This is a genomic window from Rhodomicrobium udaipurense JA643 (assembly GCF_000636015.1).
In the GTDB taxonomy this organism is placed as follows: domain Bacteria; phylum Pseudomonadota; class Alphaproteobacteria; order Rhizobiales; family Rhodomicrobiaceae; genus Rhodomicrobium; species Rhodomicrobium udaipurense.
The window spans coordinates 17,307-27,841 of record NZ_JFZJ01000040.1; the positions used below are offsets into that span (position 1 = coordinate 17,307).

Annotated in this window: 9 protein-coding genes and 1 pseudogene; 7 read left to right on the forward strand and 3 right to left on the reverse strand. The window is 61.2% G+C overall.

Going from position 1 to position 10,535, the window contains the following annotated elements; genetic code table 11:
- Positions 1–13: 13 nt before the first annotated feature.
- Positions 14–1,414 carry an adenosylhomocysteinase gene (ahcY, locus tag T281_RS07975; RefSeq protein WP_037236952.1) on the reverse strand — a complete coding sequence of 467 codons (1,401 nt, stop codon included), beginning with the start codon at positions 1,412–1,414 and terminating at the stop codon, positions 14–16.
- 176 nt (positions 1,415–1,590) lie between these two features.
- On the opposite strand from ahcY, the gene T281_RS07980 reads away from it, so the two are divergent.
- The 3 genes from T281_RS07980 to T281_RS07995 all read left to right on the forward strand — a co-directional run bounded on the left by T281_RS07980 (position 1,591) and on the right by T281_RS07995 (position 4,000).
- Positions 1,591–2,067: a DUF2059 domain-containing protein gene (locus tag T281_RS07980; protein WP_037236954.1), complete on the forward strand. Its 477-nt coding sequence runs from the start codon at positions 1,591–1,593 to the stop codon at positions 2,065–2,067.
- 230 nt (positions 2,068–2,297) lie between these two features.
- The gene (locus T281_RS07985) at positions 2,298–2,516 is read left to right on the forward strand and encodes a hypothetical protein (protein ID WP_155955162.1); all 219 of its coding nucleotides are present in this window, start codon (positions 2,298–2,300) and stop codon (positions 2,514–2,516) included.
- A 452-nt stretch (positions 2,517–2,968) separates the two neighbouring features.
- Positions 2,969–4,000, forward strand: a complete 1,032-nt coding sequence (locus T281_RS07995; RefSeq protein ID WP_037236957.1) for a cytochrome-c peroxidase — start codon at positions 2,969–2,971, stop codon at positions 3,998–4,000.
- A gap of 46 nt (positions 4,001–4,046) precedes the next feature.
- On the opposite strand, the gene T281_RS08000 is transcribed toward T281_RS07995, so the two are convergent.
- Positions 4,047–5,249, reverse strand: coding sequence for a deoxyguanosinetriphosphate triphosphohydrolase (locus tag T281_RS08000; RefSeq protein WP_037236958.1), 1,203 nt, complete (start codon positions 5,247–5,249; stop codon positions 4,047–4,049).
- 111 nt (positions 5,250–5,360) lie between these two features.
- Between T281_RS08000 and erpA the strand changes: the two genes are divergently transcribed.
- The 4 genes from erpA (at position 5,361) to T281_RS08020 (ending at position 9,768) form a co-directional block, all read left to right on the forward strand.
- Entirely contained in the window at positions 5,361–5,696 is a 336-nt protein-coding gene (erpA, locus tag T281_RS08005; RefSeq protein WP_037236959.1) for an iron-sulfur cluster insertion protein ErpA, read from the forward strand.
- Positions 5,697–5,702: 6 nt separating this feature from the next.
- Positions 5,703–6,491 (forward strand): exodeoxyribonuclease III, encoded by a 789-nt coding sequence (gene xth, locus T281_RS08010; RefSeq protein ID WP_037236960.1) that lies wholly within the window; start codon positions 5,703–5,705, stop codon positions 6,489–6,491.
- Between the two features lie 186 nt (positions 6,492–6,677).
- On the forward strand, positions 6,678–8,228 hold the full coding sequence (gene ubiB, locus T281_RS08015; RefSeq protein WP_037236961.1) for a 2-polyprenylphenol 6-hydroxylase: 1,551 nt from the start codon (positions 6,678–6,680) through the stop codon (positions 8,226–8,228).
- 226 nt (positions 8,229–8,454) lie between these two features.
- Positions 8,455–9,768, forward strand: a complete 1,314-nt coding sequence (locus T281_RS08020) for a DUF2130 domain-containing protein (RefSeq protein ID WP_037236963.1) — start codon at positions 8,455–8,457, stop codon at positions 9,766–9,768.
- Positions 9,769–10,073: 305 nt separating this feature from the next.
- On the opposite strand, the pseudogene T281_RS19875 reads toward T281_RS08020, so the two are convergent.
- Positions 10,074–10,535, reverse strand: a pseudogene (locus T281_RS19875) (transposase); the annotation flags it as partial.

Genomic DNA, 10,535 nt, shown 5'->3' on the forward strand with positions numbered 1-10,535 from the left:
CGGCGCAGCGTTCTCAATACTTGTAGAGGTCGGACTTGAACGGCCCTTCGAGCGGCACGCCGATGTAGTCGGCCTGTTCCTTCGAGAGCTGCGTCAGTTGCACGCCGAGCTTTGCGAGGTGCAGGCGCGCGACCATCTCGTCGAGATGCTTCGGCAGCACATACACCTTGTTCTCATACTTGCCCTTGCCGACATTCGTCCAAAGCTCGATCTGCGCGAGCACCTGGTTCGAGAACGACGCGCTCATCACGAAGCTCGGATGGCCCGTTGCGTTGCCGAGGTTCACGAGGCGTCCTTCGGACAGGAGCAGGATACGGTTCCCGCCGGGGAACTCGATCATGTCCACCTGCGGCTTCACGTTCGTCCACTTGTAGTTCTTCAGGTTGGCGATCTGAATTTCGTTGTCGAAGTGGCCGATGTTGCAAACGATCGACATGTCCTTCATCTTGCGCATGTGCTCAAGCGTGATGACGTCCTTGTTGCCGGTCGCCGTCACGAAGATGTCGGCCTTGTCGGCCACGTCGTCGAGCGTCTGCACCGAGAAGCCGTCCATCGCCGCCTGAAGCGCGCAGATCGGGTCGATTTCCGTTACGACCACGCGCGCGCCAGCACCGCGCAGCGACTGCGCCGAGCCCTTGCCCACGTCGCCATAGCCGCACACCACCGCGACCTTGCCCGCCATCATGACGTCGGTCGCGCGGCGGATGCCGTCCACGAGGCTTTCGCGGCAGCCATAGCGGTTGTCGAACTTCGACTTCGTGACGCTGTCGTTCACGTTGATGGCCGGGAAGGCGAGCGTGCCCTTCTTTTCCATCTGGTAGAGGCGCAGCACGCCGGTCGTCGTCTCTTCGGACACGCCCTTGATGTTGGCCTTCACCTTGGAATACCAGCCGGGCGTCTTTGCGAGGCGCGCCTTGATGGTCTTGAAGAGGCTCGCTTCTTCCTCGCTATGCGGGTTTTCGAGCACCGCCGGGTTCGTCTCGGCTTCCGCGCCGAGCAACACGATCAGCGTCGCGTCGCCGCCGTCGTCGAGGATCATGTTGGCGGTTTCGCCGTTCGGCCATTCGAGAATGCGGTCCACGTAGTCCCAGTATTCGTCGAGCGTCTCGCCCTTGATGGCGAACACCGGCGTGCCGCGCGCGGCGATGGCGGCGGCGGCGTGGTCCTGCGTCGAGAAGATGTTGCACGATGCCCAGCGGACTTCCGCGCCGAGCGCCTGAAGGCTCTCGATCAAGACGGCGGTCTGGATCGTCATGTGCAGACAGCCCGCGACGCGCGCGCCCTTGAGCGGCTGTTCCTTGCCGAACTTCTCGCGCACGGCCATCAGGCCCGGCATTTCGGTTTCGGCGATGTCCATTTCCTTGCGGCCCCAGTCCGCGAGGCTTAGATCTTTGACAAGAAAATCGTTCGACACAGGCTTCTCCCAGGCTTGTTTGCCGCAGCGGCAAGATGGTTTGGGGCAGTCGTATCCCTTGTGCTATCGAAAAGCAATAAAGACATAAACATTGCTTTATGTCGCCCCCGGCTTCGTGACGTAGCGTTTCCTAACCGAGTTCAGACCCTTTCACTCCCAAACGAAGGACTCCGACCATGCCCGCCCTAGCCGCTCGCCTCCTCTTCCTGGCGGTTTTGCTGCCGTTTTCGCTCCCTGCTCTCGCGCTCGACGACACGCCGCAGAACCGCGAGGCGCAAGCCGACCGTTATCTCGCAGCCGTGCCGCCAAAATCGCAGATCGCCGATACCGTCGCCGGCATTGCGGAGACGCTGCCTCCCGAGCAGCAGGAGCAGTTCAAGACACTGATGATCAAATATTTCGACATCGGCAAGGTGTCGGTGGCCATCCGGCAGGCGATGGTGAAGACGTTCACCGCCGACGAACTGAAGGCGCTCGCCGATTTCTACGGCTCAGAGGTCGCGAAGTCCGCCGTGGGCAAGATGGACGCCTACAGGAACGAGGTTCTGCCGGCGACGGAGCAGGAGCTTCAGGCGGCGCTGGCGAAGGTGCAGGCCGAACTGCATCCGCAGAAAGCGGGCGATGAGAAGCCCGCCGAGGAACAGAAGAAATAGTAACGCCCGCTGGGATCATGCCGCTTGGGAGCCGCGCTACGTGCGCCTCCGAAGCGGCTGTCCTCCGCGCCCCGCAAGCGAGCCGGGACACGACGATCGACATGCCGCGCATGGTATGGCGATCTCGCGTCCGGCAGCCGCGGTGCGCCATTATTCACTGCGCCTCAGGTCCAACTTTTGCCCAAGCAGATGCGTAATCCGTTGGCGGATTCTTATGATGAGGGATGCCCATGAAACGCGCCGCCGTCTTCGCGCTCGTTTGCCTGTTGGCCACAAACGCCGAGGCCACAACGACGACCTACAAGATCAGGGACGTGTGCAAGTTCGACATGGAGCAGTATTGCAAGGACATCAAGGCCAAGCGCCTGCGCGATCTTAAGGCATGCCTCGCAAAGAACGAGCGAAACCTGCTTCCGCGCTGCCAAGACCATTACAAGGAAGCGAATTGAGGCGCATTCCCGCGCCGATGCATTGACGCTTCGCTTATCGCTCCAGTTGTTTTGCCCGTGCCACGCGGAAGCCCTCTTGGCGTTTGCGGCGAGGTGTGATTTCGGCCGCGCGGAAAGCGCGTCAAGCAGCGAGACATTCTACGATAAGGCGAAATGCCCGAGTGCGGACCGACGCGGACGCAGTTGCGTGCGGCTGGGCGGGAGCGGTTTTGCGAAATGGCGCTGCGTCATTTTAACGCGCATCTTGCGCGCTTTGCGGGAAAACTTCGCGTGCTGCGTGTGCGATGCGCAATATTACGACATGGGCAATGGCTGGCGCGTACTTTGTAAGAACGTGCTCTCTTTGAAAACTGAGCTTCTGTTTTTAATCGTTCTAAACATTGACCTCGCTCAATGAGCCCGGCGCCGTAATGGTGCGAAATGGGCCCGCCTTTCAAAAAAGGAGTGGGCACATGAAGAGAATTTTCTCATTGGCATTGGGGCTCGGCCTCATGCTGCCGACGATGGCATCGGCGGACGATTTGCGCGCCGACGCAAATGCCGTCTTCAAACCAATTCCCTCCGTCGTTCCGGCCGTTAAGGATAATGCGGTCACGCATGAGAAGGTCGAACTCGGCAAGATGCTGTTTTTCGATCCGCGCCTTTCGCGCAGCCAGATCATCAGTTGCAACAGTTGTCACAATCTCGGCACCGGCGGCGTGGATGCGGGGCCGACGTCTATCGGCCACGGCTGGCAGAAAGGCCCGCGCCGCGCGCCGACCGTGCTCAACTCGGTATTCAACATCGCCCAGTTCTGGGACGGTCGCGCCGAAGACCTGAAGGCTCAGGCGAAAGGCCCGGTTCAGGCGAGCGTCGAGATGAACAACACGCCCGCCAATGTCGTAGCGACGCTTTCCGCGATGCCCGGTTACGTGGATGCGTTCAAGAAGGCGTTCCCCCGCGAGAAGGAGCCGATCACCTTCGATAATTTCGCAAAGGCGATAGAAGCCTTCGAAGCCACGCTCATCACGCCCGCCGCGCGCTTCGACCAGTTCCTCGAAGGGAGCGAGACCGCCTTTGACGAAGCGGAGAAGAAAGGCCTCCGCCTGTTCATGGACAAGGGTTGCGCGGCCTGTCACAACGGCATCAATGTCGGCGGCAACGGCTATTACCCGTTCGGCGTGATCCAGAAACCCGGCGCGGAAATCCTGCCGTTGGGGGATAAAGGTCGCTTCGCCGTCAGCAAGACTGCGTCGGATGAATATGTGTTCCGCGCCGCCCCGCTTCGCAACGTCGCCTTGCGCGCTCCCTATTTCCACAGTGGGCAGGTGTGGTCGCTTGAGCAGGCCGTCGCCGTCATGGGCGATTCTCAACTCGGCGAGAAATTGACCGACGAGGATACGAAGCTGATCGTGGCCTTCCTAAAGACACTGACCGGCGAGCAGCCGCGCGTAGAAATGCCGATCCTGCCGGTCCGCACGAAAGACGTGCCGAAGCCTGAGTAGAAAATGGCGCTCGAAGCGGCACGGAGCCGTTTCGGGCGCAAACCAGCTATCCCGGCAGCGCGCCTTTCGCGAAACCGCTCTTGATCGCGGCATAGGCCTTGATGGCGAACATGTCGGTCATGCCCGCCACGAAATCGCCCGCCGCGCGAAGCCGCGCCGTGTCGTCCGAAAGCGACGCCACGCGCGTCGCTTCGAGGTGCATCTCGGCCGGATTGGCGGCGAAATAATCGTAAAGCTCTCGCAGGATCGCCTGCGCATCCGTCATCTTCTTCACGATGTCGCGGTGCTTGTAGACCCGCGCGAAAAGGAAGCGCCGCAGGTCGGCGATGCTGGCCGCCATGCCATCCGAGAACTGGGCAAGCGGCGCGGGCGAGGTTCGCACGTCCTCGATGGACGCGGGCGCTGCGGCGACGATCCGTGCGCGCGTCTCCGCCAGCACGTCCTGCACCATCGCCGCGACCATGCGCCGATTCATTTCATAAACGAGCGGCGCGTCGGCAAGATCAACGTAACGGTCGCGCACCTCCGCCAGCATCCGCGCGACGAGCGGCACTTCCTCCATTTCGCGCACGCTGATATAGTCGGCGCGGAAACCGTCGTCGATGTCGTGGTTGTTGTAGGCGATGTCATCGGCAAGCGCCGCGATCTGACCTTCGAGCGGGGCTTGAGTATCGAGGCGCAGATCCTGTTCGCGGGCGTAGGCGCGGATCGCGAGCGGCAGGCCGCTTTCGGCGTGGCGGGCGACCGGGCGCCCATCGGCTGCGACGAGCGGACCGTTGTGCTTGACGATGCCTTCCAGCGTTTCGAACGTCAGGTTCATGCCGCAAAACGCAGCGTAGCGGTGTTCGAGCAGCGTTACGATGCGCAGGCTTTGCGCGTTATGATCGAAGCCGCCGATGGCCGCCATCGCCGCGTTCAGCGCGTCCTCGCCCGCATGGCCGAAGGGCGGGTGGCCGAGGTCGTGAGCGAGCGCGATGGCCTCGGTCAGATCCTCGTTGAGGGCGAGCGCGCGGGCCAGCGTGCGCGCGATCTGCGCCACTTCGAGCGTGTGCGTGAGCCGTGTGCGGTAGTGGTCGCCCTCGTGATAGATGAAGACCTGCGTCTTGTGGATCAGCCTGCGGAATGCGGTAGAATGGACGATGCGATCACGGTCGCGTTGATAGACATCGCGCGTGGGACACGGCGATTCCGAATGAAGCCGCCCGACGCTCATCTCGGCATGGGCCGCGTAAGGGGCAAGCTCCGTCATGGTTTCGTCTCCGATGTCTCGTCGCGGGCATTTCTCGGCCCCCCGCGCGGTTGACATTGACGCGCGAACATCCAAACTGAGGTCAAGGTTCAGGAGAGGCGAACAATCGTCATGACCACGGAAGTCAACATAAGCGTGAGCGAGCGTGCCGCCAACCGTATTCGGGAGATCGTCGGGTCCGCGCAGGGCGAGAATGCGTTGCGCATCAGCGTGCAAGGCGGCGGATGCTCTGGGTTCAGCTATAATTTCGAGATCGTGCCCGAGGCAGCCGAGGACGATATCGTGATCGAGAAATCCGGCGCCCGCGTCGTCATCGATCCCGTGTCCGTGCCGTTCATGGCGGGTTCCGAGATCGACTTCATCGACGATTTGATGGGCTCGTCCTTCAAGATCACGAACCCGAACGCCACCGCCTCGTGCGGGTGCGGCACGTCCTTCTCGATCTGACAAGCCGTGCTCACCGTCGCGACATGGAACGTCAATTCCATCAAACAGCGCGAGAGCGCCGCCGTGCAGTGGCTGAAGCGCGCACGCCCAGACGTGCTGTGCCTTCAGGAGATCAAGTGCCAGACGGAGGCCTTTCCGAGCGGCGCGTTCGAGGATCTGGGCTATAATTGCGCCGTTATCGGGCAGAAGTCGTTCAACGGCGTCGCCATCCTGTCGAAGTTTCCCATCGACGAAACCGTCGTCGGTCTGCCCGGCGACGACACCGACGAGCAGTCGCGCTACATTGAGGCGGTGCTGTCGCTTCCGGGCGGCGGCGCGTTTCGGGTGGCGTCGGTCTACGCGCCGAACGGAAACCCCGTGGCTTCGCCGAAGCTCGATTACAAGCTCGCCTGGCTCGCACGGTTCAAGGCGCACGTCGAAACGCTGCTCTCGTATGAGGAGCCGTTCGCGCTCGCGGGCGACTACAACATCATTCCGCGCGGCATCGACGTCTATAATCCGGCGGCGTGGGCGGAAGACGCCTTGTTCCGTCTGGAGTCGCGGCAGGCGTTCCGCCGCATTCTCAATCTCGGCCTTGCGGATGCGGTCGAGGCCTGCAACTCCGGCGGCGGGCAATTCACCTTCTGGGACTATCAGGCGGGCGCGTGGCAAAAAAATCTCGGCCTCCGGATCGATCATATCCTCCTGTCGCCACAGGCGTTTTCACGGCTTCGCTCCGCCGTGATTGACCGCACGCCGAGAAGCTGGGACAAGCCTTCAGATCACACTCCCGTCAAGGTCACCCTCGGCATGTGACGTGATCCGGTTCGGTGGAAACGGCTCGGCTCATCGAAAGGCCGCGCTCGCCTCTCGTCGCAGGTCCGCCGCCATCCCGCGAAGGTGAAATCTCCGCGAAAACTTCAACCTGCGGCGATTCAAAAACCTGACATTAATCCTCGCACGTGCTAATCGGCACATAATTCAATTCCACACCCCCCGCTCATGTTCAAAGCCATCAGGAATACCTACCGACTGACGAAAGCCGGCGCGACGCTCGCATGGTACGGCGTGGGATTCGTCCCCGACTATGTGACGCTGCCCGCGCCGCTGCGCATCCTGCGCGCAGACGAGCGGGAAACCGCCGCTAAACGACAGGCGAGAGGGGAGCGGCTGGCGAAGGCGATCCGCGCGCTCGGGCCGACCTATATCAAGCTTGGGCAGTTTCTTGCGACACGCCCGGACGTGGTAGGGCCTCATCTCGCCAACGCGCTCGGCTCGCTTCGCGATCGGTTGCCTCCGTTCTCGGTCGACAAAGCTCACCATGAGATCGAAGCCGCCTTCAACAGGCGCTGGCAGGACGTTTTCGTGGAGTTCGGCCCGCCTCTTGCCGCAGCCTCCATCGCGCAGGTGCATAAGGCGGTCGTGCGCACGCCGGGCGGCAACACTCGCGCCGTCGCTGTCAAGATCCTTCGACCGGACATCGAGAAGCGCTTCGAACGCGACCTCGAAAGCTTTTATTTCGCGGCGCATACGGCGGAGCGTGTCTCGCAGCCCATGAGGCGTTTGCGGCCAGTGGCGGCGGTCGACACGCTCGCCCAGTCCGTCGTACTGGAGATGGATTTGCGCCTTGAAGCCGCTGCGATTTCCGAGATGGCCGATAACATCGCGAAGAGCGGCGATGTCGGCTTTCGCGTGCCACGTGTCGACTGGGAGCGCACGTCGAAGCGCGTGCTGACGCTCGACTGGATCGACGGCATCCCTCTTACCGACATTGAGGCGGTTCGTGCGGCCGGGGTCGACATGGAGGCGCTCGGTCTCACTGTCATCCAATCGTTTTTGAAACACGCCATTCGCGACGGCTTCTTCCATGCCGACATGCATCAGGGCAATCTGTTCGTCGACCCACGGGACGGCGCGCTGATCGCCGTGGATTTCGGGATCATGGGACGCCTCGGCCCCAAGGAACAGCGCTTCCTCGCCGAAATCCTCTACGGCTTCATCACCCGAAATTATTACCGCGCCTCGGAAATCCACTTCGAGGCTGGCTATGTGCCCGCCAATCAGAGTGTGGCGGCTTTCGGCCAGGCGCTGCGCGCCATCGGTGAGCCGATCATGGGACGCCCGTCGGAAGAAATTTCCATGGCGCGCCTCCTCACGCAGCTTTTCGAGAACACGGAAGTGTTCCAGATGAAGATGCGGCCGGAACTCCTGCTCCTGCAGAAGACGATGGTTGTCGTGGAGGGGGTTGCCCGTTCGCTCGATCCGAAGCTCAACATCTGGGTCGCGGCGGAGCCGGTCGTCCGCGAATGGCTGACCGGCCAGCTTGGGCCGCGTGCGCAGATCCGCGACGCTGTTTCGAACGTGGGCGCTTTGGCGGTCGCGCTCAAACAGGCGCCGGACCTGATCGAACGCGGCGCGAAGATCGTTGACGCGCTCGACCCCGACAAGCCGCGCGAAACGTCGCCACAGCCAAGCCGATGGCCCATCGCGCTGCCGCTCTGGCTCGCGACCGGCGCACTGCTCGCCATCGCGGCCAAACTTCTTTTCCCATAAGCCAGAGCTGCACATCACGCGCTTACATCCGAAAGATGCTACCGGTTGCGCTTAGACTTATCGGCGAAGCTTGCGCGACGCTGTCTGCGTTGTCGCGATTCGACAATAAAAAGAGTTTGTCCCACGTTTTCCACAAGGCGAATACCGCAGCCGTTGTTAGCGTGTTCCCATCCGATCCTTTTTAGTTTATGTTTTGTTCCATTGATTCCTAAGGGAGAGGCGTTACGTGGAACCGTCCATCGTTTGTCCGAACTGCCGGTCTGAAATCAAGCTGACCGAAACTTTGGCTGCACCTCTTCTCCAGAAAATTCGCGCGGAGAGTGAAGAACTGGTGCAACGCAAGGAAGTCGATTTTCTGAAGCGCGAAGCGGCGATCCGCGCCCAGCAACATCAGATCCGCGAAGCGAAGGATGCACTAGAGGCCGAAGTTGTGGAACGCCTCAAGACTGAGCGCAAGAAACTCATCGAGGAGGAGGCCCGAAAGGCGCGGGCCGCCGTTTTGATCGACCTTCAGGAGAAGGCACGAGAACTCGATGAAGCGAACCTTCGAAACAGGGAGCAGGAAGCAAAGCTCGCCGAGGCGCAAAAAGCGCAGGCGGACGCCGTTCGCAAGGAGCGCGAGCTTGAGGATGCCCGCCGCGAACTTGATTTGACGATCGAGCGGCGTGTAGCAGCACAGCAATCCGAAATTCAGGCTCGTGCCAAGAAGGAAGCCGAGGAGCAGCTTCTTCTGAAGGTGCAGGAACGTGAGCAGACGATCCACGCCATGCAGAAGCAGATCGAGGAGTTGAAACGCAAGGCCGAGCAGGGCTCGCAGCAACTTCAGGGCGAAGTGCAGGAGTTGCAGCTGGAGGCGCTACTGCGGTCGAGTTTTCCGCATGACATCGTCACGCCGGTGCCGAAGGGCGAGTTCGGGGGCGATGCCATACAGCAGGTGACGACCCCGCTCGGGCAGGACTGCGGCAAGATTCTTTGGGAATCGAAGCGAACCCGAAACTGGAGCGACGGTTGGCTCGTAAAGCTGCGCGACGACCAGCGCGTGGCCAAGGCGGATGCTGCGATCATCGTCAGTCACGCGCTCCCGAAATCGGTCGAAGCCTTTGGCCAGATCGATGGAATCTGGGTGGTTTCGCCCAAGTGCGCAGTTGCAATGGCGATAGCCGTTCGTCATTTACTTATTGAAGTCGCAGCCGCTCGCAAATCGGCCGAAGGACAGCAGTCCAAGATGGAGGCAATGTATCAGTATCTCACCGGCCCCCGTTTCAGACATCGGGTGGAGGCCATTGTTGAGAAATTCGCCGAAATGCAAGCCGACCTGGAACGCGAACGCAAAGCGATGCAAAAGGCGTGGGCTAAGCGTGAGGCACAAATTCGTGGCGTTATCGACGCGACAGCGGGCATGTATGGCGACATGCAAGGCATCGCGGGGCGTTCGCTTCAGGAGATTGACGGTCTCGACTTCGCAACCGACAAGGCCATCGAATTGAGCCAAGCCGATCAGGGAAGGATACGGCTGCTCAACTCCGACGGCGTTTCCTGACGTGTCGCTGAGAACCCGCGCAGGGTGCGCCTCTCCTTCCGGGCCGCACCGCCAAGTAAAACCCTTCAGTGCATGGCAGCCGTGCCAATGATCCACCCGTGCTAGCGTCGTTACCAACGCCACGACGCCAACGGTAGTCGGTGCCCGGGGGATCAAGCCCGCGCGGGACGCCGCCGCTCATGAAACCGCGCGCGATAGTCCTGCATCTTCGTTCGCTGGGCGGCGCCCGGGGGATGGATCTGAAGCTGAGGCTTGTCCTGCGCTCGATCAACGCGATGGAAGAAAGAGGGAAATCCTAGCCTCGAAGCGTCGAGATAGCGCGCGATGAATGCCTCCACCTGCGCCATGTTTTTTTGAACTTTGCGCTCGTGAAATCCTTGTCCCGGTTGTTGACTGCTTTGAACTTGCTGCCATCGACGATCGCCTGGAACAGATTCAGCAGGCGGCATAGCGCAACGAACTGCGTGCAAACCGCCCGGATGGCAGTTCCGTTGTCGCGACGGAAATCGGCGATGGTCTTGAAATCGTCATCAAGCGGCCAATCAGCCAAATCAACTCCATGTGCGCTGGGTCTCACGTTCAAGCCTGCGGCTCGATGGGATGCGTTTCAGATAGCCGTAAAGGTAAATCTTCAAAAGCGCCGCCGGATGATAGCCAGGCCGCCCTATCGCTGCTGGCGCCACGCCCTCGAAGCCGAGGGCGTTCAGATTCGTCGATAAAAGTCTCGATGACGCGGACCGGATTATCGTCAGAGACATAGTCTTCCA